Source organism: Collinsella sp. AM40-7AC, assembly GCF_003468125.1.
GTDB classification, from domain to species: Bacteria; Actinomycetota; Coriobacteriia; order Coriobacteriales; family Coriobacteriaceae; genus Collinsella; species Collinsella aerofaciens_O.
Genome location: NZ_QSGK01000001.1, coordinates 209028 through 231543, shown reverse-complemented (window position 1 = coordinate 231543; position 22516 = coordinate 209028). Strand labels below are relative to the sequence as shown.

At 61.9% G+C, this 22516-nt stretch carries 26 protein-coding genes and 2 pseudogenes; 23 read left to right on the top strand and 5 right to left on the bottom strand.

Translation table 11 applies throughout. The annotated features are described in order from the left end of the window. Nucleotides 1-2: 2 nt before the first annotated feature. From DW892_RS01015 to rplX, 13 genes and pseudogenes are all read left to right on the top strand, one after another. Nucleotides 3-623: a histidine phosphatase family protein gene (locus DW892_RS01015; protein WP_117765050.1), complete on the top strand. Its 621-nt coding sequence runs from the start codon at nucleotides 3-5 to the stop codon at nucleotides 621-623. 459 nt (nucleotides 624-1082) lie between these two features. Continuing rightward, entirely contained in the window at nucleotides 1083-1703 is a 621-nt protein-coding gene (gene rplC / locus DW892_RS01010) for a 50S ribosomal protein L3 (protein WP_035137484.1), read from the top strand. A 46-nt stretch (nucleotides 1704-1749) separates the two neighbouring features. Continuing rightward, the gene (rplD, locus tag DW892_RS01005) at nucleotides 1750-2376 is read left to right on the top strand and encodes a 50S ribosomal protein L4 (RefSeq protein ID WP_006235032.1); all 627 of its coding nucleotides are present in this window, start codon (nucleotides 1750-1752) and stop codon (nucleotides 2374-2376) included. After that, nucleotides 2377-2664 (top strand): 50S ribosomal protein L23, encoded by a 288-nt coding sequence (gene rplW / locus DW892_RS01000; protein WP_022094197.1) that lies wholly within the window; start codon nucleotides 2377-2379, stop codon nucleotides 2662-2664. It begins immediately after the preceding gene. A gap of 179 nt (nucleotides 2665-2843) precedes the next feature. After that, nucleotides 2844-3674, top strand: coding sequence for a 50S ribosomal protein L2 (gene rplB, locus DW892_RS00995; RefSeq protein WP_055250219.1), 831 nt, complete (start codon nucleotides 2844-2846; stop codon nucleotides 3672-3674). Between the two features lie 32 nt (nucleotides 3675-3706). Further along, nucleotides 3707-3967, top strand: a complete 261-nt coding sequence (rpsS, locus tag DW892_RS00990; protein WP_006235035.1) for a 30S ribosomal protein S19 — start codon at nucleotides 3707-3709, stop codon at nucleotides 3965-3967. 14 nt (nucleotides 3968-3981) lie between these two features. After that, on the top strand, nucleotides 3982-4353 hold the full coding sequence (rplV, locus tag DW892_RS00985) for a 50S ribosomal protein L22 (RefSeq protein ID WP_006235036.1): 372 nt from the start codon (nucleotides 3982-3984) through the stop codon (nucleotides 4351-4353). A gap of 6 nt (nucleotides 4354-4359) precedes the next feature. Beyond that, the gene (gene rpsC, locus DW892_RS00980) at nucleotides 4360-5070 is read left to right on the top strand and encodes a 30S ribosomal protein S3 (protein WP_006235037.1); all 711 of its coding nucleotides are present in this window, start codon (nucleotides 4360-4362) and stop codon (nucleotides 5068-5070) included. Further along, a pseudogene (gene rplP, locus DW892_RS00975) lies at nucleotides 5070-5465 on the top strand (50S ribosomal protein L16); the annotation flags it as partial. The gene rpsC and the pseudogene rplP, both read left to right, overlap by 1 nt. 107 nt (nucleotides 5466-5572) lie before the next feature. Next, nucleotides 5573-5788 carry a 50S ribosomal protein L29 gene (rpmC, locus tag DW892_RS00970; protein ID WP_006235039.1) on the top strand — a complete coding sequence of 72 codons (216 nt, stop codon included), beginning with the start codon at nucleotides 5573-5575 and terminating at the stop codon, nucleotides 5786-5788. Nucleotides 5789-5804: 16 nt separating this feature from the next. After that, nucleotides 5805-6065 carry a 30S ribosomal protein S17 gene (rpsQ, locus tag DW892_RS00965; protein ID WP_006235040.1) on the top strand — a complete coding sequence of 87 codons (261 nt, stop codon included), beginning with the start codon at nucleotides 5805-5807 and terminating at the stop codon, nucleotides 6063-6065. Between the two features lie 118 nt (nucleotides 6066-6183). Continuing rightward, on the top strand, nucleotides 6184-6552 hold the full coding sequence (rplN, locus tag DW892_RS00960; RefSeq protein ID WP_006235041.1) for a 50S ribosomal protein L14: 369 nt from the start codon (nucleotides 6184-6186) through the stop codon (nucleotides 6550-6552). 13 nt (nucleotides 6553-6565) lie between these two features. Then, nucleotides 6566-6871 carry a 50S ribosomal protein L24 gene (gene rplX / locus DW892_RS00955; protein ID WP_006235043.1) on the top strand — a complete coding sequence of 102 codons (306 nt, stop codon included), beginning with the start codon at nucleotides 6566-6568 and terminating at the stop codon, nucleotides 6869-6871. A 767-nt stretch (nucleotides 6872-7638) separates the two neighbouring features. Here the strand turns inward: rplX and DW892_RS10540 are convergent. Continuing rightward, a complete protein-coding gene (locus tag DW892_RS10540; protein ID WP_231501554.1) occupies nucleotides 7639-7740 on the bottom strand; it encodes an IS3 family transposase in 102 nt (33 codons plus the stop codon). 292 nt (nucleotides 7741-8032) lie between these two features. Then, nucleotides 8033-8140: pseudogene (locus tag DW892_RS10535) on the bottom strand (hypothetical protein); the annotation flags it as partial. Here DW892_RS10535 and DW892_RS00945 point away from each other — a divergent pair. The 8 genes from DW892_RS00945 (at nucleotide 8097) to DW892_RS00910 (ending at nucleotide 16103) form a co-directional block, all read left to right on the top strand. Then, the gene (locus DW892_RS00945; protein ID WP_158548906.1) at nucleotides 8097-8414 is read left to right on the top strand and encodes a hypothetical protein; all 318 of its coding nucleotides are present in this window, start codon (nucleotides 8097-8099) and stop codon (nucleotides 8412-8414) included. The pseudogene DW892_RS10535 and the gene DW892_RS00945 overlap by 44 nt on opposite strands. Nucleotides 8415-8607: 193 nt before the next feature. After that, nucleotides 8608-11349, top strand: a complete 2742-nt coding sequence (locus DW892_RS00940; RefSeq protein WP_117765048.1) for a PRD domain-containing protein — start codon at nucleotides 8608-8610, stop codon at nucleotides 11347-11349. A 123-nt stretch (nucleotides 11350-11472) separates the two neighbouring features. Continuing rightward, nucleotides 11473-11946, top strand: a complete 474-nt coding sequence (locus tag DW892_RS00935; protein WP_089572478.1) for a PTS sugar transporter subunit IIB — start codon at nucleotides 11473-11475, stop codon at nucleotides 11944-11946. 9 nt (nucleotides 11947-11955) lie between these two features. Beyond that, nucleotides 11956-12741, top strand: a complete 786-nt coding sequence (locus tag DW892_RS00930; RefSeq protein ID WP_089572477.1) for a PTS sugar transporter subunit IIC — start codon at nucleotides 11956-11958, stop codon at nucleotides 12739-12741. Nucleotides 12742-12743: 2 nt separating this feature from the next. Beyond that, nucleotides 12744-13577, top strand: a complete 834-nt coding sequence (locus DW892_RS00925) for a PTS system mannose/fructose/sorbose family transporter subunit IID (RefSeq protein ID WP_117765046.1) — start codon at nucleotides 12744-12746, stop codon at nucleotides 13575-13577. A 26-nt stretch (nucleotides 13578-13603) separates the two neighbouring features. Beyond that, entirely contained in the window at nucleotides 13604-14002 is a 399-nt protein-coding gene (locus tag DW892_RS00920) for a PTS sugar transporter subunit IIA (RefSeq protein WP_089572475.1), read from the top strand. Nucleotides 14003-14014: 12 nt separating this feature from the next. Further along, a complete protein-coding gene (locus DW892_RS00915; protein ID WP_172676343.1) occupies nucleotides 14015-15139 on the top strand; it encodes a glycoside hydrolase family 172 protein in 1125 nt (374 codons plus the stop codon). 79 nt (nucleotides 15140-15218) lie between these two features. Beyond that, a complete protein-coding gene (locus tag DW892_RS00910) occupies nucleotides 15219-16103 on the top strand; it encodes an ROK family protein (RefSeq protein ID WP_197032144.1) in 885 nt (294 codons plus the stop codon). 116 nt (nucleotides 16104-16219) lie between these two features. Here DW892_RS00910 and DW892_RS00905 read toward each other — a convergent pair whose 3' ends face one another. Beyond that, complete coding sequence (locus tag DW892_RS00905; protein WP_117843679.1) at nucleotides 16220-16462, bottom strand: hypothetical protein; 243 nt, start codon at nucleotides 16460-16462, stop codon at nucleotides 16220-16222. A gap of 625 nt (nucleotides 16463-17087) precedes the next feature. On the opposite strand from DW892_RS00905, the gene DW892_RS00900 reads away from it, so the two are divergent. Together DW892_RS00900 and DW892_RS00895 are read left to right on the top strand one after the other, a co-directional pair. Beyond that, on the top strand, nucleotides 17088-18167 hold the full coding sequence (locus DW892_RS00900; protein WP_117765042.1) for a Gfo/Idh/MocA family protein: 1080 nt from the start codon (nucleotides 17088-17090) through the stop codon (nucleotides 18165-18167). Nucleotides 18168-18170: 3 nt separating this feature from the next. Beyond that, nucleotides 18171-18917, top strand: a complete 747-nt coding sequence (locus DW892_RS00895; RefSeq protein WP_117765040.1) for a DeoR/GlpR family DNA-binding transcription regulator — start codon at nucleotides 18171-18173, stop codon at nucleotides 18915-18917. A gap of 396 nt (nucleotides 18918-19313) precedes the next feature. Here DW892_RS00895 and DW892_RS00890 read toward each other — a convergent pair whose 3' ends face one another. Both DW892_RS00890 and DW892_RS00885 read right to left on the bottom strand, forming a co-directional pair. Next, on the bottom strand, nucleotides 19314-19973 hold the full coding sequence (locus DW892_RS00890) for an RluA family pseudouridine synthase (RefSeq protein WP_233503005.1): 660 nt from the start codon (nucleotides 19971-19973) through the stop codon (nucleotides 19314-19316). A gap of 15 nt (nucleotides 19974-19988) precedes the next feature. Beyond that, the gene (locus DW892_RS00885; protein ID WP_117765038.1) at nucleotides 19989-22484 is read right to left on the bottom strand and encodes a U32 family peptidase; all 2496 of its coding nucleotides are present in this window, start codon (nucleotides 22482-22484) and stop codon (nucleotides 19989-19991) included. Nucleotides 22485-22516: the final 32 nt, after the last annotated feature.

Genomic DNA, 22516 nt, shown 5'->3' with positions numbered 1-22516 from the left:
GCATGAAGAAGCTGTATCTACTCCGCCACGGTCAGACGGAGTTCAACGTCAAAAAGCTGGTCCAGGGCCGCTGCGATTCTCCGTTGACCGACCTGGGCCGCAAACAAGCGGGAATGGCAGCCGCATGGCTCAAGGACCACGACGTTGTCCCCGACAAAGTAGTCTCTTCGCCCCTAGGCCGAGCCATGGACACGGCAAGTCTCGTCGCAACCGAACTCCTCGGCCTTGATGCAGAAGTCGAGCCCTGCGAAGGCATCATTGAGCGCAGCTACGGCACCTTCGAAGAAGGCCCCCACGACGCCCTGCCCACCGACGTCTGGGATCCAGGCGAGGACTTGGTCCCCTTTGGAGGAGAAGGAAGTCATGCCCTGCAAGAGCGCATGGTAGACACCCTCACCAATCTCATGGGCATCGATGGTATCGGAACCCTTCTAGCAGTAAGCCACGGCAGCGCTAGCCGCCAATTCATCAAGGCTGCAGCCCCAGAAGGCTTCGAGCTCCCAGCAAAACTCCCCAACTGCGCCATCATGATTTTCGATTTTGATGATGCGCGAGAAGAGGACGATGCGCCCCAATGCAAGTTCACCTTGCAGCAAATTGTGGACCCCCAACAAAGTCATTAGCCTGAACGAGCAGAGTTAAGCAGACATCAACGTGGCGTTCCCAGTGTGCGGCGGAGGGGGCGGGCCTGAGACATATTAAGGTTGTCGCGAGTTCCGCACGAACAGGAGAGCACTTAATGTGCTCTCCGTCGTGAGCAGGACTGTAGAGCAGCAACCTTAATATGTCTCAGGCCCGCCCCCTCCGCCGCACACTGGGAACGTGCCACGCACTTTACCTGCGTAAACAATGTGAGTGAAATATGAATCTCGATGGATACGCCCGCAGCCGTGTATACTAAACAGCTGTGTGTAACCAGGGGAGTATTCTGGCTGGACAAAATGCCTGCTTAATAGGGTTGTCAGGTAGTCCGGGCGAAATACAAGGCTGGGGAGCACGTCGTGTAAGTAGTGGTCCTCTAGGGGCGTACGCTCGGTGGTGTACGCATTGTCCCAAGACCACGCGAGAGTTGGGATCATATCTTGATCAGCATGATTCTCGGCCGCAAGATTGGCATGACCCAGGTTTGGGACGAGGACGATAACGTCGTTCCCGTCACGGTCATCCAGGCTGGCCCCTGCGCTGTCTCGCAGGTTAAAACTCAGGCAACCGACGGCTATGACGCCGTCCAGATCGGTTTCGGCGACATCAAGGCCAAGAACGTGAACAAGCCCATGGCTGGTCACTTCGCCAAGGCTGGCGTCGAGCCTGTCCGCTTCCTTCGTGAGGTCCGCGTCGAGAACGGCGAGGAGCACAAGGTCGGCGAGGTCGTCACCGTCGCTGATTTCGCTGATGTCGAGAAGGTCGACGTCATCGGTACCTCCAAGGGTAAGGGCTTCCAGGGTCGCATCAAGCGCTGGGGTCAGCGCCGCGGTCCTATGACGCATGGTTCTCACTTCCAGCGTCACCCCGGTTCTATCGGTCAGTGCGCCTATCCTGCGCGCGTCCTCAAGGGCGTCAAGATGGCCGGTCACATGGGTAACGAGCGCGTTACCGTCAAGAACCTTTCCGTTGTCCGCATCGATGCCGAGCAGAACCTCATCTTGGTCAAGGGCGCTGTCCCGGGTGCCAAGAATGGTCTCGTCGCCATCCGTATGGCCTAAGGGCCCAGCCCATTTAGCCCAGCGTCATACCAAGGAGAACACTTAAATGGCAAAGTTTGAAGTAAAGAACAGCGAGGGCAAGAAGGTCGCCGAGGCCGAGCTCGCCGCTGAGGTGTACGGCATCGAGCCGAACATCCACGTTATGCACCACATCGTCAAGTGCCAGATGGCCTCTTGGCGTCAGGGCACCCAGTCTGCTAAGGGTCGCTCTGAGGTTTCCGGTGGCGGCAAGAAGCCTTGGCGTCAGAAGGGCACCGGCCGTGCCCGCCAGGGTTCCATCCGTGCTGCCCAGTGGCGTCACGGTGGCGTTGTCTTCGCCCCCAAGCCCCGTTCCTACGCTAAGCGTATGAACAACAAGGAGGTCAAGCTGGCTATGCGCTCCGCGCTGTCCGCCAAGCTGGCCGATGGCGAGCTCGTGCTCGTCGACGACTACGGCTTCGAGAAGCCTTCCACCAAGGCTGCCGTCGCCATGCTCAAGGCTCTCGGCCTTGAGGGCAAGCGTCTGACCATCATCGTTCGCGATGAGGACGTCAACGCCTACCTGTCGTTCCGCAACATTCCCAAGACGTTCATCATCACTGCCGACGAGGCCAACACCTACGATCTCGTCAACAACAACGCTGTGCTGATGCCCGCCGACATCGCCGCTCACTTCGGGGAGGTGCTTGCATAAATGACCGCCCACGAGATCATCATCCGTCCGATCGTGTCCGAGCGTTCCTTCTCCGGCATGGAGCTGAACAAGTACACGTTCGAGGTCGCCAAGGATGCTAACAAGTATCAGATCAAGGACGCTGTCGAGGAGATCTTCGGCGTCAAGGTCGTTCGCGTGAACACCCTGACGGTCAAGCCCAAGACCAAGCGCGTGCGCTATGTCGCCGGCAAGACCCGTTCTTGGAAGAAGGCCATCGTCACGCTGGCCGAGGGCGACACCATCGAGGTCTTTGGCAACCAGGCCTAAGACTCGCTGCTGTTGAGTGAGCTCATGCCTCCCAAATAGGGGAGGCGAGAGCTCAAGGTTTCGGGCGTATAAAATGGACACGCCCGGAACCGTGTATACGTCCGGTGTCATCGCACCCGAGGCAGAACCTCGAATCCCTGTCTGCGATGGCTAACGGATTCCTATTGAAAGGGATTGTAATGGCTGTAAAGCACCTTAAGCCGACCTCCGCTGGTAGGCGTTGGCAGACGATCTCCGATTTCTCCGAGATCACCTGCACCAAGCCCGAGAAGTCTCTTCTCGAGCCCCTGCCCAAGAAGGCCGGTCGTAACAACAACGGCCGCATCACCACCCGCCACCAGGGCGGCGGCGTGAAGCGTCGTTACCGCGTGATCGACTTCAAGCGCAACAAGGACGGCGTGCCCGCCAAGGTTGCCACGATCGAGTACGATCCGAACCGTTCCGCTCGCATCGCTCTGCTGCACTACGCTGACGGTGAGAAGCGCTACATCCTGGCCCCCAAGGGCCTCGAGGTCGGTCAGACCATCATGTCCGGTTCTGACGCCGACATCAAGCCGGGCAACGCTCTGCCCCTCGCCGACATCCCCGTCGGTACGCTCATCCACGCCGTCGAGTTCCAGCCGGGCAAGGGCGCTGCTATCGCCCGTTCCGCCGGTAATTCCTGCCAGCTGATGGGTAAGGAGGGCAAGTACGCTATCGTCCGTATGCCTTCCTCCGAGATGCGCCGCATCCTCGTTACCTGCCGCGCCACCGTCGGTGAGGTCGGCAACGCCGATCACGCCAACATCGTCATCGGCAAGGCCGGCCGTAAGCGTCACATGAACGTGCGCCCGACCGTCCGCGGTACCGTCATGAACCCTGTCGACCACCCGCACGGCGGTGGCGAGGGCAAGAACCACACCTCTGGTCGTCCCTCTGTTACCCCCTGGGGTAAGCCGACGAAGGGCCTTCGTACGCGCAAGAAGAAGAAGGTCTCGAACCAGCACATCATTCGTCGCCGTAAGAAGTAATTTCGGATACCGAGTTTTAGGAGAAAGCACTTATGAGCAGAAGTCTCAAAAAGGGCCCGTTCGTGGAGACTCGCCTTCTCTCGCGTATCACCGCGATGAACGAGGCTGGCAAGAAGGACGTCGTGAAGACCTGGTCCCGCGCGTCCACCATCTTCCCCGAGATGGTTGGTCACACCATCGCCGTCCACGACGGCCGCAAGCATGTGCCCGTGTATGTTACCGAGTCCATGGTTGGTCACAAGCTCGGCGAGTTCGCGCCGACTCGTACGTTCCGTGGCCACAAGGCCAAATAGGGGGTTAACCGTAAATGGCAACTAAGTCTATTGAAACTGAGGCCACCGAGGTTCGCGCCGTCGCTAAGTACGTGCGTGTTTCCCCCAGCAAGGCCCGCCTGGTGGTCGATCTGATCCGCCGCAAGCCTGTCGCTCAGGCCTTCGACATCCTCCACTTCTGCGACCGCGCCGTCGCCGTGGATGTCGAGAAGGTTCTCCGTTCCGCCGTTGCGAACGCCGAGAACAACAACGGTCTGCGTGCCGACAACCTGGTTGTCGCCGCTGCCTATGTTGACGAGGGTCCGACGCTTAAGCGCATCCGTCCCCGCGCCAAGGGTTCCGCTTCTCGCATTCTGAAGCGTACTTCCCACATCACCGTCGTCGTTGCTCCTCGAAAGGAGGCGTAAAGCTGTATGGGTCAGAAAGTCTACCCCACCGGCTTCCGTCTTGGCATCACCGAGAACTGGCGCTCCCGCTGGTTCGCAGAGAAGGATTACGCTAAGACCCTCGGTAACGATCTCGAGATCCGCAAGTACCTCGAGAAGCGTCTTTCCCGCGCAGCTGTTTCCCGCGTCGAGATCGAGCGCGCTGGCGACAAGGTGAAGGTCATCATCCTCACCGCTCGCCCCGGCGTTGTCATCGGTAAGAAGGGTGCCGAAATCGATACCCTCCGCACCGAGCTCGAGAAGGTCGCTGGCGTCTCCAAGGGCCAGCTCTCCGTCGACGTTGTCGAGATCAAGCGCCCCGAGCTCGACGCCAACCTCGTTGCTCAGTCTATCGCCGAGCAGCTCGAGGGCCGCGTTGCCTTCCGTCGCGCTATGCGCAAGGCTGTCCAGTCCGCCCGCAAGGCCGGCGCTAAGGGCATCCGTATCCAGTGCTCCGGTCGTCTCGGCGGTGCCGAGATGGGCCGTCGTGAGTGGTACCGCGAGGGTCGCGTGCCTCTGCACACCCTCCGTGCCAAGATCGACTACGGCACGGCTGTCGCCAGCACCACCATGGGCGCTTGCGGCGTGAAGGTCTGGATCTACCTGGGCGAGAAGCTCCCGGGCCAGCCTGTTCCCAACCCTGCACTCGAGGGCTCTTCCCGTCCTCGTCGTCGTAACTCCGAGAGGAGGGGTCAGTAGTGCTTGCCCCTAAGCGTATTCTTCACCGCAAGGTGCAGCGTGGCTCCATGAAGGGCCAGGCCAAGGGTAATACCGAGCTGCATTTCGGCGAGTTTGGTATCCAGGCTCTCGAGGCCCATTGGATCACCAACCGTCAGATCGAGGCCGCTCGTATTGCCATGACCCGCTACATGAAGCGTGGCGGTCGTGTCTACATCACGATCTTCCCCGATAAGCCCATCACCAAGAAGCCTGCCGAGACTCGCATGGGTTCTGGTAAGGGTAACCCCGAGGAGTGGGTGGCCGTCGTCAAGCCCGGCCGCATCATGTTCGAGGTCAAGGGCGTGCCCGAGGAGGTCGCTCGCGAGGCTCTGCGTCTTGCACAGCACAAGCTTCCCATCAAGACCAAGATTGTTGCTGCCAAGAACGCTGAGCAGCGCATCGAGAAGGAGATGGCTGAGGAGGCCGCTCTCGAGGCCAAGTGGGCTGCTGAGGACGCCGCCGCCGCCAAGGAGGAGAACTAATGAAGCCCGCAGAGATTCGTGAGCTCTCGGACGCTCAGCTCGTTGAGAAGCTGAAGGAAATGCGCGCCGAGCTCTTTAACCTTCGTTTCCAGATGGCCACCAGCCAGCTGGACAACACCGCTCGCGTCAACACCGTGAAGAAGGACATCGCTCGCGTCCTCACGGAGCAGCGCGCCCGCGAGATCGCAGCGGAGAAGTCCGCTGTCGCCGAGTAGGACCTAAGGAGAGAACATGACTGATTCGCGTAACTCGCGTAAGGTCCGTACGGGTGTCGTTACCTCCGTCTCCGGTGCCAAGACCATTGTTGTCACCATCACCGAGCGCAAGCGTCACCCCAAGTACGGCAAGATGATGACCAGCTCCAAGAAGCTGCACGCTCACGACGAGGAGTGCACGGCTGGCGTGGGCGATACCGTCCGCGTTATGGAGACCCGTCCTATGTCCAAGATGAAGCGTTGGCGCCTCATCGAGGTCGTCGAGCGCGCTAAATAAGCAGTCGCTCTTACGACTTGTACGTTTCCGAAGATGTGCGTATGCCTGGCTTGCATACCACGGGCCGTATAAAGGCTGCGCACCTCTCTTCGGTTCTTAGTTCGGAGGAACATCTACCATGATTCAGATGCAAACCATGCTGAACGTCGCCGACAACTCCGGCGCTCGCAAGATTCGCTGCATCAAGGTGCTTGGCGGTTCCAAGCGTCGTTATGCAGGCATCGGCGATGTGTTCATCGGTGCTGTCCAGGAGGCTACCCCTGGCGCCAACGTCAAGAAGAAGGACGTTGTCCGTTGCGTCGTCGTTCGCACCGTTAAGGAGATCCGCCGCAAGGATGGCTCCTACATTCGCTTTGATGAGAACGCCTGCGTTGTCATCAACAACGATGGTTCGCCCGTCGGCACCCGTATCTTCGGGCCCGTCGCTCGCGAGCTTCGTGACAAGAAGTACATGAAGATCGTCTCGCTCGCTCCCGAGACCCTGTAGTTAGGGGAGATATATGTATATCAAGAAGGGCGATAAGGTCCAGGTTCTCTCTGGTAAGGATCGCGGCAAGCAGGGCGTTGTCCTGCGTGCTCTCCCCGCCGAGAACAAGGTCGTTGTCGAGGGCGTTTCGGTCGTCAAGAAGGCCGTCAAGCCCAACGCTGCCAACCAGCAGGGCGGCATCGTTTCGCAGGAGGCTCCCATCGACGCCTCCAACGTCAATCTCGTCTGCCCCGAGTGCGGTAAGGTTACCCGCGTCGGTCACGAGAAGGACGGCAAGAACAAGCTGCGCGTCTGCAAGAAGTGCGGCCACAAGTTCTAAGCTGCCCGCAACATCAAGTTGCTAGCAAAGGCCCGGATGCCACGGCACCCGGGCCTTTTTCTATCCCCACTCGATGGCTTCGGTTCTGCCGTCCCGTCATTCCGGTTGTATCCAGTTTTCGGTGCCGTCTCGAATCGAGTGCCGCCAGGTGATACCCTGTCGCGTTTCGTCGGCTTCGGGGACAAAAGTCGGGACAACTCCAAAAACTATTTTCGAACTCAGGGCTTTGAGTTTTTGTTTTTGTCCCAAAGGGCGCGGCGGGATGCCTTTGGAGGCTCGATAGCGCCGAAAACGCCCGTTTTGAAACTTAAATGCCTTTTCGCGTGCAAGCCGCCAGCTGCAATAGGAAGTGAATCAACGCAGGTGGCTTTCAAGCAGTTTGCAAAACTGCAGGTCGCAGGTCTTCATTGCCAGTAGGAGAAATGAGTAGTCTCAGGTGGCTTGCCCATGAGTTGACGAACGGGATTTGAGATTACGCTGACGTCCGGAAACGCTTCGAGCACGGCGTTACGTTTTTGGGGTTTGGGCGTAGCCCCTGCACCCGCGAGCGCGGGCCTTAAGCCCGCCGAGAGGGTGACGCGTCGAAAACGAAGGGGAAAGAGAGAAGGGGCCGTCCCTATCATTCAGGTTGCGACCGAAGAAGACAAGGAGACCCCCTGAGCCTGAATGATGCCCCACAGACCGCGTCCGACCGAGCTCAAGCCGAGCTTTTCCTGACGTCCGCCTTCGCGAAGATGATGGCTGGATTGGCTATGGATTGGCAACACTTATTTGGACGATTCCGGGAGGGACGGCCCCGCCTCCCTGAACTCGACCGGCGACATGTAGCCCAGCGTCGAGTGGATCCTGAAGTTGTTGTACCAGTGCACGTAATCCAAGAGCTTGGCTCGGAGCTCGCGCGTCCCTCCTCGGTCCTTCGGAGTGGCCGACGATCTCCCCGTTGCAGAGGTCGACGAGCAGGCAGACGTAGTTCCACGACGCCCCGACGCGCACGCAGGCCAAGTCGCTGCATATATGGGTGCACGGCGCCCTGCCGCCGAAGCCGCGCGCGACGACGTTCGACACGTCGGCCTCGTTGACCGCCCCGGGGTGCACCTTGAACCTCTTCCTGCCGTATGCGCCGGCCAGGCCGTTCTCCCTCATGATGCGGCAGACGCGGCGCCGGCTGACGGTAACGCCCGACCTCCCGGGCGACGCCTTGATCTTGCGCGATCCGTTCCGGCCCTTGCTGGCGGCGTGCGCCGCCGCGGCCGCCGTCGCCCCCGACATTAAGGTCCTCAAGGGCCGCGTCGTCTCCGGCGACCAGTTCGTCTCGCCCGCGGAACAGAAGGAGCGAATCCTCGCGGCCTTCGGCGACCTGTGCTGCGAGATGGAGGGCTGCACCATCGCGCAGGCCTCCTATCTCAACGGCGTGCCCCTCGTCGTCGTGCGCGCCATCAGCGACAAGCCCTGCGCCGAGGGCCGGGTCGTCGACTACAACACCTTCGAGAAGAAGGCCGCCTGCGACTGCGCCCGCATCGCCGCGCGCATGGTTAAGCTTTAGGCCCGGCGCGCCGGGGCCCTTTCCAAAGCGAAGTGTCGAGCCGAAGTGTTGAGCGTCGGCCCTGAATGTTCAATGGCCGTTGTTTTCTGCCCCTCAAGTGGTGGACTTTTCCTCGGAGCTGTTGATTCCCCCACGCGCCCCCTTCCGTTCTCTGTTCTCCCCTTATACTCCTTGTACGAGGAGGTAAGAAGTCATGGACAAGACCACACAGGACAGCTTGGCAAAGAAACCCGTCGACATGAGGGACAGGATTCTCGAGCATCTCGAGGCCCTCACCTCTGCCGTCTCGCTCGACGACCTTGCCCGTCTGTCCACCTCCGACATCGCCGAGACGCTCATCATCTCCAGGAGCCTGGCGAGCCAGTACCTCAACGACCTTGTTCGCGCCGGTCTTGTGGTTAAGGTGGCGGGCAGGCCTGTCCGTTATTTTCATCGCCGCGCGTTCCAGAAGCGTTTTCAGGTAAAGCTCTCTGCAAGCGAGTATGCCTCGCTCGCCGACCTCATCCAGGCGACGGGAATCGCCGATCACCGCGACTTCGCGCGTGCCGTGGGCTTCGACATGAGCCTCAGCTCCGTTGTCGAGCAGTGCAAGGCTGCGGTTCAGTACCCTCCGTTTGGCCTGCCCATCCTCTTGAGCGGCGGCGTGGGTGTCGGTAAGTCTTTCCTTTCTCGCCTTGTGTACGTGTACGGCAAGAACCAGGGCTTGCTGTCCCGCGACTCCTCCTATGTGCGCATCGACTGCGCCGGGGTCCCGGACGCCGCCTCGTTCAACGGGCTTCTTGACGAGTCGATCGCGAAAGCGCGCGGGGGTGTGGTCTTTGTCAACGGCATCGAGGCACTCTCTCCCTCTGCGATGGAGCACTGCCTTGCGACGGCCCTCGGGCTCGATGCCTCCCAGGATGCGCCGCGCGCTCGCCTCGTTCTTTCGACGACGCTTTCCGCCGATGACCTGAAGGTTTCCTCGGCCTACAGCAAAATGCCCATCTGTGCCCGCGTCCCCTCACTCAAGGAGCGGACCCCCGAGGAGCGCGAGGATCTCATCTTGAGCTTCCTGCGCAGCGAGGGGTGCCGAATCGGTTCTGATGTGAAGATCAGCCGCGGCGCATACCGTTGCCTCGTGAACGCGGACTTTTCCGATAACATCGCCGGCTTGCGCGCCTGCGTGACGAACTGCTGTGCCAAAGCGTTCCTCAATCGCGAGGGCGACTACGTCGTCGTTCGCCCGTATCTTCTTCCCAGCGGGCTCCTCTCCTCCGCGCAGATCGATCAACAGCCCGACGATGGCGTTCTGATCGACGCGTCTCTGGATGCCGCCGAGAGCACAGGGCCGGTCGAGCAGGCGCTCGATGCCCTGTGCTCCCTCGATGAGCGATTCTGCGCCGGGGAGCTCTCTGTCTCCGAGCTTGTCTCGCAAGCTGTCTCCGCTGTGCGCGGCGTTGAGGATCACTTGATCTTCGACCACGGCGTCGCCTCCTCGAGGTCGCGCGCCTTCGAGCGCGTCGTGGGCGCGGTCCTTGCCGACGCAGGCTCTTCTTATGGCATCGAGCTTTCGAGGAAGGTCGCTTTTCTACTGGCCCAGGAGATTTGCCTGCAGTTGTGGCCGGGTATCGGCCTGGCTAAGCGAAAGTCTGCCTGTGCGGAGCAAATCTCCCATCTCCTCGGTGCCGTGACCTCCGAATTGCCGTTTGCCTCGAGTGTCTCCGATCAGGTCGCCGCAGACGTGGAAGGGGCGCTGGGAATCTCGCTCGATCACTTCACGAAGACGCTTCTGACGCTGTGCGTCGCATCGGAGTCTCGCGATGCGAAGGCCCTTCGGACGTTCTGCGTCATCTTGTCCCACGGCTACTCAACGGCGACGAGCATCGCCGACGCGGCGAACCGTATGCTCGGCATGCATGTGTACGAGGCTGTCGACATGCCCTACGACCAGCAGCTGAAGGACATCGTCGGTCCGCTCCAGCGCCTCGTCGACCGCCATTCCTACTGCACCGGGGTCGTGTTCCTCGTCGACATGGGCTCCTTGGAGGAGGCCTATAAGGCCCTCGAGAACGTTACCGACTCCACTATCGGCGTGGTGAACAACGTCTCTACCGGTCTTGCGCTCGAGATCGGGGTCGGGCTGCTCGGCGGCAAGTCCATCGCCGAGGTTCTTGGCGATGCGACCGCCGCGTGCGTGACGCACTGCAAGGTGATCGAGCGCGTCAACCGTGAGGACGCCATCGTCTTCTGCTCCGAGTCCGGGGTCGACGCCGCGGAGAGGATACGCCAGCTCGTCTCGCAGAGCCTCCCGCGCACCATAGGCGCGCGCCTGCTCACGAGGCCCTTCAAGCAGCTCGTCGCGAACGGGTCGAACGACGCCGTTTTCTCCGAGCACCGCGTCTGCGCCGTCATCGGCACGGGAGACCCCGGGGTCGCCTCCGTCCCCTTCGTCGCCCTCGAGGACATCATGTCGACGGCGTCCGCCTCTAAGGTTGATGCCGTGTTCGGCAGGTGGCTTGACGCTTCCGAGCTCTCTTCTTTCCACGAGAAGCTGCTCTCGAACATGACGCTGCAGAACGTCATCCGCTCCATCACCATCCTCGACCCGGAGCGGCTATTCCATGAGATCGAGAGCGCCGTGCACGAGCTTCAGCGCAGGACAGGCGAGAAGATCGGCAGCAACGCCATCATTGGGCTCTACGTTCACCTCTGCTGTCTCGTCGAGCGCCTTGTTACCAGAAACCCCATTGAGACCTACGTTGGCCAGGACCGCTTCGAGGAGGAACGCGCCGATTTCATCGAGTCCTTCAGGCAGAGCTTCTCGAGCATCTCGACGCGCTATCGCGTAGAGGTTCCCGTAAGCGAGATCGCATATGTCTTCGACTACATAAGCGTGAGCGCCGCCCCGGCGCGAGAAGAGCGCCTCGGCTCCTCGGACCTCCTGCTCGACGAGTGACCTTCCCCACGCCGCCGCAAGCTGACCGCGCGTCCTCAATAATCCGATAACCCCTTGCCCGGCGCGAATCCGGATAGCGCCGAGGCAGTACCGAACGCAAAACTTCATTTGATAGGAGCAAACATGAGTGTTGTTATGGCACGAATCGACAATCGCCTGCTTCACGGCATCATCGTGACGCAGTGGGCCCCGGTGTCGGGCGCGACCCGAGTCATGGTCATCGACGACAAGGTCGCCGGCGACGAGGTCCTGAAGTCCACCATGAGGATGGCGCGCCCCGCGGGCATGGCCGTTTCGATCATCTCCGAGCAGACCGCGCTCAAGAACTTCGCCGCGGGCAAGTACGACCGCGAGAAGGTCTTCGTCATCGCCAAGGAGCCCGAGACGATGCTTCGCCTGGTCGAGTCGGGCGTCGAGCTCCCGTCGCTGGTCGTCGGCGGCTCGCTCGTCAAGGAGGACGGCATCCAGCTCACCCAGCGCGCCTACGCCTCCGCCGAGAACGTCCAGAGCTACAAGGCGCTCATCGCCCGTGGCGTCAAGGTGACGGCCCAGTTCGTGCCCGCCGACAAGCCCGTCTCCGTCGCAGACCTCATCTAAGGGGGAAATATGGTCAACTTCACTATCCTGCAGGTCGTCCTTTTGACCCTGCTGGCCTTCATCAAGCACGTGGACTACTACGGCATCCCGATGATCTTCGTCAATTACGCCGTTTTCTGGGGCCTCATCACCGGAGTCGTCATGGGCGACTGGAAGACCGGCCTTGTCATCGGCGGCACCATTCAGCTCATGCAGCTCGGCGTCGCGGGCTTCGGCGGCTCCTCCATTCCCGACTACGGCACGATGGCCATCATCGCCACCGCCTACGGCGTGACCCTGGGCTCCGACACGGGCCTCGCCATCGGCCTGCCGGTCGGCATGCTCGGCATCCAGCTCGACGTCGTCGCCAAGATCCTCAACGGCTTTGTCGTCGAGAAGTCCCAGAAGTTCTGCAACGAGGGTAAGTTCAATCAGATGAACGCCATCCTGTGGGTCTGCCCCGCGCTCTTCGGCCTGTGCGCCGCCCTGCCCGTCTTTGTCTCCGTGACGCTCGGCCAGCCCGCCGTCAACTGGCTCCTCGAGGTCATGCCCCAGTGGTTCCTCTCCGGCCTCACCCTCGCCGGCAAGATGCTCCCGGCCGTCGGTATCGCCATGCTGCTCCGCTACATGCCAACCGCCAAGTACTTCCAGTACCTGCTCGCCGGCTTCTTCCTCTCGGCCTTCCTGAACGTGCCCATCATCGGCGCCGCCATCGTCGGCGTTGCCCTCGCGATTGCGTTCTACCAGCGTGCCGAGAGGGACACCGAGCTCGCCGCCCACGCTTCCGCAGACGCCTTCATCGGAGAGGATGAGTAACCATGGAAAACGAGAACATCACCGCCGTCGCCGAGGGCAAGCCCTCCGGCTACAAGGTCACCAAGAAGGACCTGCGCAACGCGAACTGGCGCTGGCTCATGAGCGTGTGCACCTTCAACTACCAGACCCAGCAGGGCGCCTCAGTCGCCTACGCCCTCTCGCCGGTCCTGAGGAAGATCTACACGAACGACGAGGACTATAAGCAAGCGCTCAACAACCACTTCCGCTACTACAACACCCAGCCTTGGCTCGCCGCCATCATCCTTGGCGCCTGCGTGGCCATGGAGGAGCGCGACGGCCTAGCGGCGGCGGACGCCGTCCAAGACCTGAAGATCGGCACCATGGGACCGCTCGCCGGCGTTGGCGACTCCCTGCTCATGACCATGATCCCGACCATCATGGGCTCCATCGCCGCCTACATGGACATCGAGGGCAACCCCGTGGGAGCCGGCATCTGGTTCGCGCTCATCCTGGCCATCTTCTGGGTCCGCATGCACGCCCTCGAGTTCGGCTACAAGCAGGGCGTGAAGCTCGTCACCGACTTCAGCGAGAAGCTTCCCAACCTCACTGCCGCCGCCTCCGTGCTCGGCCTCACCGTGGTCGGCTGCCTCATCGCCTCGGTCATCGGCGTCACCTGCCCGATTAGCTTCAGCTTCGGCGACGTCGCGATGGAGATTCAGCCGCTGCTCGACAAGATCCTGCCTGCCATGATCCCCGCCGCCATCACGGGAAGCGCGTATTACCTTCTTACCAAGAAGAACGCGAGCATGACGGCCCTCATCCTCGTGGTGATCGTCCTCGCGATGGTCGCCTCCGCCGCCGGCATCCTCGCCTAGCTTCGACCCAAGAGATTGGTGAATCAATGAGAAAGATAGTTGTGGCGAGCCATTCCCTTCTCGCCCAGGGCTTCAAGGACACCCTCGAGTTCCTTACGGGTAAGGGCGACGCCGTCAACGCCGTGTGCGCCTACGTGAACGACAACGGCGAGGGGCTCGACGCGGCGGTCGAGGCGGCTCTTTCGGGCACTGACGAGGTCGTCGTCCTCACCGACGCGTACGGCGGCAGCGTGAACCAGCGCTTTTCCCGCTTCGCCTCCGACCGGATCCACGTGATCGCGGGTGTCAACCTCCCGCTCGCCATGACGGTCGCGCTCGCGCGCCCCGACGAGAAACTCGACTTCGACGCCCTCGTCAACGAGGCGCGCCAGCAGATCATCTACGTGAACGGTGCCAGTTCCGCCGAGTGCGACGACGACGAATAGAGGAGGTCGACGATGAGAGAGTTCCTTAAGGACGTGTGGATGCACGGCGGTGAGGAAAGCCGCGCCATCACCCCCGAGAACATCACGGGCGAGAAGGGCCGCGCCGCCATGTCGGCCAGCCACCTCGGCGTCGGCCGCAAGGGCTCGTGCTGCGTGCCCCTTGAGTCCGGCGAGACCATCACGCTCGCGGACATCGAGGGACCCGGCATCATCCGCCACATCTGGATGACCGTCCCCGACAAGACCGCCGCCGGCAGCTTCGTCATGCGTGACCTCGTGCTGCGCTTCTACTGGGACGACGAGGAGACCCCCTCGGTCGAGTGCCCTGTCGGCGACTTCTTCTGCAACGGCTTCGGTGAGCGCGCCATCGTCAACTCGATGCCCATCTGCGTGAACCCGACGGGCGGCATGAACTGCTACTTCGAGATGCCCTTCAGGAAGCACGCCAAGGTCACGCTTACGAGCGAGCACCCCGGGTTCATTAAGTACATCTTCTACACGTTCAACTACGCGCTCACCGACGTGCCGGACGACGCCATGTACTTCCACGCCCGCTTTAACCGCGAGCGCAGCACCCGCAGGGGCGTCGACTACACCGTGCTCGACGGCGTGCGCGGCAAGGGCTACTACGTCGGCACCTACATGGCCCTGTGCGCCCTGGAGCGCTATTGGTGGGGCGAGGGCGAGATGAAGTTCTTCCTCGACGGCGACGAGGAGTTCCCCACGGTCACCTCGACGGGAGCCGAGGACTACTTCGGCGGTGCCTGGGCCTTCCTCGACAGGCCGCCCCACGCGCTGCCCGAGGCGCAGTGCTTCAACACGCTGTTCGCCGGCTACCCGTACCGCTCGACGCGCGACGCCACGCGCGACCGCTTCAGCGCGGGCAAGCCGAACCCGAATCCGATGCTCGCGACTAACGACGACGCGCTGCCCAGGCACGGCCTCTACAGGTGGCACCTTCCCGACCCGATCTCGTTCAAGGAGGACCTGCGCGTGACGTTCCAGGACCTCGGCAACGACGACATCAAGCTCTACGAGCGCGAGGACGACATCTCCACCGTCGCCTACTGGTACCAAAGCGAGCCGCACGCCGTGCTCGCCCCGTTTGCCGCAAGGCAGGACCGCGTGCCCAGGTAGGGTCGCCTCGAAACAAGCCAACGTTATGGGCGCCCGCGGTTGACCATGACTGCGGGCGTCCCTTTGTAAGGAGGATCACATGAGCGAAAAGCAAATGAGGCTCGGCGCCCTCGAAGCCGGCGGGACCAAGATGGTCTGTGCCGTGGTGTCCGGCGACGGCGAGGTCCTCGACCGTATGGAGACCCCGACGCTTACGCCCGCCGAGACCGTCCCGCAGATGATCGAGTGGTTCACCGCCCGCGATGTGGACGCGTTGGGCATCGGCGCCTTCGGCCCGACCTGCGTCAACCCCAACGACGAGCGCTACGGCTCCATCCTCCAGACGCCCAAGCTCGCGTGGCGAGGCCATGGTCTTCGCGCCGCGTTCGCCGACGCCCTCGGGATTCCGGTGGCCTACGACACGGACGTGAACGTTGCCTGCCTCGGCGAAGTGGTCTTCGGCTGCTGCAAGGGGCTCGAGGACGCCGTCTACGTGACCATCGGCACCGGCGTGGGCGCGGGCGTCATGTGCGCGGGCAGACTCCTTCACGGCATGCTGCACCCCGAGGCCGGTCACATGCTGGTAAGGACCCGTCCCATCGAGGAGGGACGCTGCGTCTGCCCGAGCCACGCGAGCTGTCTCGAGGGGCTCGCCTCCGGCCCCGCCATCGCCGCGCGCTGGGGAAAGCCCGCGGCCGAGCTCGCGGATAACGATGAGGTGTGGGCGCTCGAGGGGGATTATCTGGGGCAGATGTGTGCGAACCTCGTGCTCATGTACTCGCCTCGCCGCATCGTCCTCGGCGGCGGCGTGATGCACCAGGAGCAGCTCTACGGCATCGTCCGCAAGAAGACCCTCGAATATCTGGGTGGCTACATCCAGACCGCCGAGCTTAAGGACATGGAGAGCTACATCTGCGCCCCGGGCTGCGGCGGCGACCAAGGAATCCTCGGCGCGGCCGAGCTGGCAAGAAGGGCGCTCGCGTAACTTGCGCTCTCTCCGCCATACAACGCGTTAAGAAAAGACGAGCGCTTCTTGCCAATTGAGCGGCAAGAAGTGCTCGTCTTTTGCATTTGTTTTTGGGGCAGGACGCCCTGCCTCCGCTAGAGTCCCTGGACCGCCACACCCACGAGGTTTGGACCGGTGTGGACAAGAAGCGCGGGGCTGATGTCGGAGCGGACGACCTCCACCGCGTTGGCCACGCGCTCGCACAGGGCCTGCTCCATGCGGTCGTAGAGGTCGGCGTGGGCCGAGGTGCGGCTCGCGGCAAAGCGCACCTTGGGGTGCTTCTCGACGATGGCGGCGATGAGCTTGACCTCGGTGCGATGCGGTACTTGCACAGCCATTTCGTGTACGCGAGACTGTTGGCTTTCTGGGCCACAGCAATCACCTCCCCCTAGTATGATGACCTGAACAATCCTCATGCTAGGGGGAAGGTTTTTGTCGCGTAGCGGAAATTGGCCTCCACTCGCTGAGCGGGTGGCTTTCTATGCCGCGCGTGCCGCGCGGCACGGACTAAAGTCCATGAATAAAAACGAGGAAGGCCACGTCCGGCCTCCCTCGCAAAGGGTCTCTGATTACTCCCACTCATTGGGGACAGACTTAAATGAGTACTCTTGAAATGCCGGCGCCTGGGGACGTTCTTTTTCTGTCTGCAGTTTGGAACGTTCCTTTTCTGTCGGCAGTTTGGGACGGTCCTTAGAGCTGCAGCGCGCCATGAGCGACGAGGCGAAGCGGATCATCCTGTCTTTTGAGTTCTAAGCATAAGCCCCTGTCTCTGAGCAATGACCGGTTCGCATTTGTGCGTATTTGCGTGCGTGGGATTGCGTGAATATGCGTATAGATGCGCCGTTTTCGGGACAACAATGACCGTTTAGCGGTGAGATACGCAAAAACGCGCACAGAAGCGCGTGTTTGTGCGAATATAGAGCTGTCAGAAAGCAAGGCGTTCTATGACACAGGAGGCACATAATGGCAGATTCCAAGCAGGCTCCGCTCGACGCCGCGGCAGCCGCCAAAGCAGCGTTCGCTTCGGTCCAGGACAAGCCGTTCCCCGACGATATTTTTACGGCTCCCGAGCTCCATTGGGCCGTCATCGGTTGCGGCGTTATCGCCAACCAGATGGCTCAGTCCCTTGCTCTTGCCGGTCGCAAGCTTGCGGGCGTCGCCAACCGTACGCTGTCCAAGGCTCAGGCTTTTGCCGAGCAGTATGGCATCGAGAAGGTCTACGACACGGTTGAGGACCTCTACGCCGATCCTGGCATCGACGCCGTCTACATCACTACCCCGCACAACACTCATATCACCTATCTGCGCGCTGCCCTGGCAGCCGGCAAGCACGTGCTCTGCGAGAAGGCCATTACCCTCAATTCCGCTGAACTCGATGAGGCCCGTGCCATTGCCGCCGAGCACAACGTGGTCCTTATGGACGCTACCACGGTGCTCCACATGCCCTTGTATCAAGAGCTGCGTCGCCGCATGGATGCCGGCGAGTTCGGCCGCATGAACCTCGCTCAGCTCAACTTTGGTAGCTACAAGGAGTACGGCGACCTGACCAACCGTTTCTACAATCGCAACCTTGCCGGCGGTGCCATGCTCGATATTGGTGTGTATGCCCTGTCCGTCATGCGCCTGTTTATGGCGAGCCAGCCCGCCGAGGTCGTGTCTCTAGGCAACACCTGCGAGACTGGCGTCGATGTTGCGGGCGGCATCGTCTGCCGCAATGCCGAGCAGCAGCTGGGCGTCGTGAGCCTTACGCTTCACTCCAAGCAGCCCAAGCGCTCGGTCATTAGCTTCGACAAGTGCTATATCGAGGTCAACGATTATCCGCGTGCCGATCACGCGACCATCGTGTGGACTGCAGACGGTCACCGTGAGGAGGTCCACGCTGGCACCGAGGCATACGCTCTGTGCTACGAGATGGCCGACCTGGAGAGGGCCGTTGCCGGCGATGATTCGAAGCGTGAGCTTCTGGGCTATGCTTCTGATGTTATGGAGCTTATGACCAAGCTTCGCGCCGATTGGGGAGTCGTGTACCCCGAGGAGGAGTAAGCGATGCTAGCGGAAGATAGGCTCAACGCGATCGTGTCGATGGTTCAGCAGGCCGGCTCGGTTACCGTGCCGGAGCTTGCCGAAGCCCTGGGCGTGACGGCGTCTACCATTCGGCGCGACCTGCAGACGCTCGACCGAGCACACCGTATCGCCAAGGTGCACGGAGGCGCGACAAGTCTGGAGCGCGCGCACGTGACGCGCGACCTAACGCTTAATGAGCGCAGCGACCTCCATAACGACGACAAGGAGCGTATCTGCGCCCGTGCGGCGGCACTTGTGGAGCCCGAGAGCTTTGTATACATCGACTCGGGTTCGACGACGCTCAGGCTCATCGAGCATCTTCCACACCTTGAAGATGTCACCTATGTGACCGATTCCGTGCTCCATGCTCAACGCCTTGCTTTGCGCGGCATGCGTACCGTGGTGCTGGGTGGCGAGCTCAAACCCGAGACCGAGGCGCTCGTTGGCCCCGATGCCTTGGCAACCTTAGACCGCTACAACTTCAACTGTGGCTTTTGGGGCTCTAACGGCATTGCCGCCGAGCAGGGCTTCACGGCGCCCGATATCGAGGAGGCGCAAGTAAAGCGTATCTCGATGCGCCATACGGCCAAGCGCTTCGTAATCTCGGACGCCAGTAAATTTGGCATGGTGGCGCCCGTCAAGTTCGCGGACTTTCGTGACGCAACGATTATTACCGCAGGCGAGGTCCCCGCCAAGTACCGGACAATGGACAACGTCGTCACGGTCTAGCGACGGGAAGGCCAAAACCACCACAAAGGGGACAGGCACCTTTGTGGTGGGTCAATGGAAAAGCGGCAACGACCATCCCGGGCGCTGCCACTTTTGTTGTCTACCGGTTTATCTAAATCTGTAACAACCAGACCGTTAAAAGCAGGCTAGATGTTACAGATCGAGATACTTACGAACCGCGCCGTCCCTTTGTCTCAATCTGTAACATCTGGGACTGATTTTGCCGAGTTACTGTTACAGATTGAGATTTTCCCTTAAGGGGGATTCGAAAGTCTTGATCTGTAACAGGTAGACCAGAAAATGGGTTCTAACTGTTACAGATCGAGACGTTTTGGGACCGCGGCTGAGCCATCGCGGCAAAACCATCATAAAGGTGCCTGTCCCCATTGTGGTGGTTTAGGGCTCCCAGGGGCAAGGGGCTTCGATGTGGATGTGCTCGCCGGTTACGGGATGCGTAAAGGACACGCTGTGGGCGTGGAGCATGAGGCCGCAGGGGCGCGGCGTTCCGTACAGGTCGTCGCCAACCAGGGGATGATGCTCGCTTGCCAGGTGCACGCGAATCTGATGCTTGCGGCCGGTGAGCAGCTCGACATCAATATACGAGCGCGTGGGCAGGCCGCGGCGGCTCTTAAGGCGCTTGAGTACCTTGACGCGCGTCTGAGATGGCTTGCCGCTGGCGCCAACGCGCATCTTGCGGCTATCGTGGCGGTCGCGGGCGATAGGCTTGTCGATGAGCTTCTCGTTCCAGTCGATTTTGCCCTCGGCGAGCGCCAGGTAGTGCTTTTCGAACGCGTGGTCGATGATCATCTGGTCAAAGGCGGGCTGCGTTTGCTTGTCGAGCGAGAACAGCACCACGCCGGTGGTGTCGCGGTCCAAGCGGTTGAGCGGCTGCATGTCGGTCGCGGCAAAGCCGTCGCCCATCGCCAGCAAAAGGTCGCTGGCGTAGTCGGTAAGTGTGCGCTCGCCGGTGCCGTCACCGTGGACGATCATGCCGGCGGGCTTGTCGATGGCCATGAGCCAGGCGTCGCAATAGAGGACTTGAGGTTCTTCGTTCACGTGTAAACCTTTCGGTTAGCTAATTCCCACAAACATGCAGCCCGAGGTGGCGCCGCGCAGGCGGGCGGCCGGCTTGCGGCCGGCTTGAGCCGCCTCGACAGCGCGACGGACGCGAGCGACGGCACGGCCAATCTCATCGGCCTCGAGCAGCGTTCCGTCCACCATGAGACGACGGACGCCGGCGTCGAGCAGCTGTGGTACCTGGGGCGTAAGGTCGATGGGGTAGGCGTCGTACAGGCGTGAGCGGCCGTGGATGTCGGTGCGCACCGGCATGACCTTGCCGTCGATATTCTTGAGCGACAGCTTGCGGGCGCGCAGGCGGCAGTTGGCACAATCGTGGATGCAGCCGTTGGCAACCTGCAGAATGCAATGCTCGCTTGTCATGACGCGCGGGCGGCCAAAGACGGTGATGCCCAGAGCCGCGGGCGCGGCGGCGCCGAGCGAGACGATCTCGTCGAGCGTGATCTCGGGCGAGAGCCAAAACGCGCCGGCTCCGCGCTCGGCAAGTGCCTCCATGCAAGGCGTGTTGTGCACCGGCAGGCAAGAGCGAATCTCGGCCGTGGCGCCGGCACGCGCGGCTACGGCGAGCTCGGAGATATTGCCGACGGCGACGGTGGCTCCGGCATTGATCCAGGGATCGACGCGGACGTGGTCAACGGCGCGGCAGACCTCGTCGAGTACGGGCACGATACCCTGCTCAAATGCGTCGGTGGGGGAGAGCCCGGACGCGTCGAGTACGTCGGTGGTCATGTAGATGCGCGTTGCGCCCTCCGCGCGGGCTGCCTCGGCGGCCTCGAGCGAGGTGACGGTGGCGCAGATCTGTGGCTCGTCGCGGTAGTGCTCGGGCGCGGGGCGGGAATCACTGGTGACAATCGCCGGCAGCTCGAGCGTTTTCGCGCGCTCCGCGTACGGCGCCAGAATGGCCTCTTCCAGCGCCTTGCAAGCGGCGGCGCGCACCTTATGTACGGCGGAGAAACCCATGCCACAGCCCTCATCGAGTGCCACCTCAAAGCTTGCAGCCTCAAAGGGAGAGGAACCCATGCGGCCGACGTGTTCAACCAGATCGGACGCCTCGACCGCACGGGTCTTGGCGGCTTCGACGGTAAAGCCCGTGGCCGTGGCCGTAAGCGAAGGGTCGTCGCAGCAGGTGAGCGTAACGGTAAACGGCTCGCCCAGACGCGCCACGACGGACACATCAACAGCTCGGCGGCGCAGCACATCGCGCTTGAGCGCGGCGCCGGCGGCGTCGATGGCACGCTGACTGCGAATCACGCGGACGCGGCAGCCCTCGGGCATGCTGCGGGGTACGCGACATTCGATGACTTCACCGGCTGCGGCATCATCGGCGGCAATGGTGGTCAGGAACTGGTCAAACTCGTTATCGTGGCGAAGCTCCAGCAGGTCGCCCTTGCCCACGGGCTCAAACAGCTCAATGCGGGCGATGGCGGCGCGGCGACGGCGGTCGTCGGGCTTAAGGCCGCGCACATCGCGGTTGGCCGGGCGGCTGCCCAGCACCGTGCCCACGATCTGGCCGCGGTTGTTGGAACGCTCATAGCTCATCATCTCGTCGCCCGAGGTGCCGTCCTGATAGGCGTGCGTAAAGTCGCGGTTAAAGCAGCGCTTGAGCTGGCGCTGGCGGGCGGCTTTCTCGTCCTTGGCAACGGTGGTTCCGGCCAGCATGTCATCAATCTGATGACGATACACGTCGACGATGGAATACACGTAATCGGGAGCCTTCATGCGGCCCTCGAGCTTGAGCGATGCGGCGCCGGCGTCATACAGACGGCGAACAAGCTGCGAAGTGTTGGTGTCGCGCGGGCACAGCGCGCGCTCGCGACCGGCAGGGGAGAGCGAGCGGCCGTTCTCGTCGATCAGCTCGTAAGGCAGGCGACAGGGTTGAGCGCACATGCCGCGGTTGGCCGAGCGGCCCGCCATGGCAAAGCTCGAAAGCAGGCACAGGCCCGAGTAGCAAAAGCAGATGGCACCGTGGCTAAAGACCTCAAGGTCAACATCGGGCGCGGCGTCGTGGATGGTGGCGATCTCGTCAATGGAGAGCTCGCGCGAGAGGGTCACGCGGTCGGCACCCTGCTCGCGGCACCAGATGGTTCCGCGGTCGTCGTGGATGTTCGCCTGGGTCGAGATATGCGTCTCGATGCTGGGCATCGTGCGCTTGACCTCAAAGAACAGGCCCCAGTCCTGGATGATGAAGGCGTCGGCGCCCAGCGTGGAGCAGCGATGGATGAGCTGCAGCGCATCGCTCATCTCGGATTCCTTGATGACGATGTTGACCGTGACGTAGACGCGCGAGCCGGCCAGGTGTGCAGCGCGGCAGGCCTGCTCAAAGGCCTTGTCGGTAAAGTTCGTTGCCTTGCGGCGGGCGTTGAAGCTGCCCATGCCACAGTAGATGGCGTCTGCCCCGGCAGCGAGTGCGGCGGCGAAGGGCTCCGGGCCTCCGGCGGGGGCCAAGAGCTCGGGTCTACGGTTGGTGGTTCGACTGGCGGTTGCGGTCATATCCTGCCTTTCAAAATGCTCAGATAATCAAA

Bases quoted from the DNA above. Each gene is read 5' to 3' on its own strand.
- DW892_RS01015 (WP_117765050.1), top strand. From the start codon at position 3: ATGAAGAAGCTGTATCTACTCCGCCACGGTCAGACGGAGTTCAACGTC.
- rplD (WP_006235032.1), top strand. From the start codon at position 1,750: ATGGCAAAGTTTGAAGTAAAGAACAGCGAGGGCAAGAAGGTCGCCGAG.
- rplW (WP_022094197.1), top strand. From the start codon at position 2,377: ATGACCGCCCACGAGATCATCATCCGTCCGATCGTGTCCGAGCGTTCC.
- rplB (WP_055250219.1), top strand. From the start codon at position 2,844: ATGGCTGTAAAGCACCTTAAGCCGACCTCCGCTGGTAGGCGTTGGCAG.
- rpsS (WP_006235035.1), top strand. From the start codon at position 3,707: ATGAGCAGAAGTCTCAAAAAGGGCCCGTTCGTGGAGACTCGCCTTCTC.
- rplV (WP_006235036.1), top strand. From the start codon at position 3,982: ATGGCAACTAAGTCTATTGAAACTGAGGCCACCGAGGTTCGCGCCGTC.
- rpsC (WP_006235037.1), top strand. From the start codon at position 4,360: ATGGGTCAGAAAGTCTACCCCACCGGCTTCCGTCTTGGCATCACCGAG.
- rpmC (WP_006235039.1), top strand. From the start codon at position 5,573: ATGAAGCCCGCAGAGATTCGTGAGCTCTCGGACGCTCAGCTCGTTGAG.
- rpsQ (WP_006235040.1), top strand. From the start codon at position 5,805: ATGACTGATTCGCGTAACTCGCGTAAGGTCCGTACGGGTGTCGTTACC.
- rplN (WP_006235041.1), top strand. From the start codon at position 6,184: ATGATTCAGATGCAAACCATGCTGAACGTCGCCGACAACTCCGGCGCT.
- rplX (WP_006235043.1), top strand. From the start codon at position 6,566: ATGTATATCAAGAAGGGCGATAAGGTCCAGGTTCTCTCTGGTAAGGAT.
- DW892_RS00940 (WP_117765048.1), top strand. From the start codon at position 8,608: ATGGACAAGACCACACAGGACAGCTTGGCAAAGAAACCCGTCGACATG.
- DW892_RS00935 (WP_089572478.1), top strand. From the start codon at position 11,473: ATGAGTGTTGTTATGGCACGAATCGACAATCGCCTGCTTCACGGCATC.
- DW892_RS00930 (WP_089572477.1), top strand. From the start codon at position 11,956: ATGGTCAACTTCACTATCCTGCAGGTCGTCCTTTTGACCCTGCTGGCC.
- DW892_RS00925 (WP_117765046.1), top strand. From the start codon at position 12,744: ATGGAAAACGAGAACATCACCGCCGTCGCCGAGGGCAAGCCCTCCGGC.
- DW892_RS00920 (WP_089572475.1), top strand. From the start codon at position 13,604: ATGAGAAAGATAGTTGTGGCGAGCCATTCCCTTCTCGCCCAGGGCTTC.
- DW892_RS00915 (WP_172676343.1), top strand. From the start codon at position 14,015: ATGAGAGAGTTCCTTAAGGACGTGTGGATGCACGGCGGTGAGGAAAGC.
- DW892_RS00910 (WP_197032144.1), top strand. From the start codon at position 15,219: ATGAGCGAAAAGCAAATGAGGCTCGGCGCCCTCGAAGCCGGCGGGACC.
- DW892_RS00905 (WP_117843679.1), bottom strand. From the start codon at position 16,462: ATGGCTGTGCAAGTACCGCATCGCACCGAGGTCAAGCTCATCGCCGCC.
- DW892_RS00900 (WP_117765042.1), top strand. From the start codon at position 17,088: ATGGCAGATTCCAAGCAGGCTCCGCTCGACGCCGCGGCAGCCGCCAAA.
- DW892_RS00895 (WP_117765040.1), top strand. From the start codon at position 18,171: ATGCTAGCGGAAGATAGGCTCAACGCGATCGTGTCGATGGTTCAGCAG.
- DW892_RS00885 (WP_117765038.1), bottom strand. From the start codon at position 22,484: ATGACCGCAACCGCCAGTCGAACCACCAACCGTAGACCCGAGCTCTTG.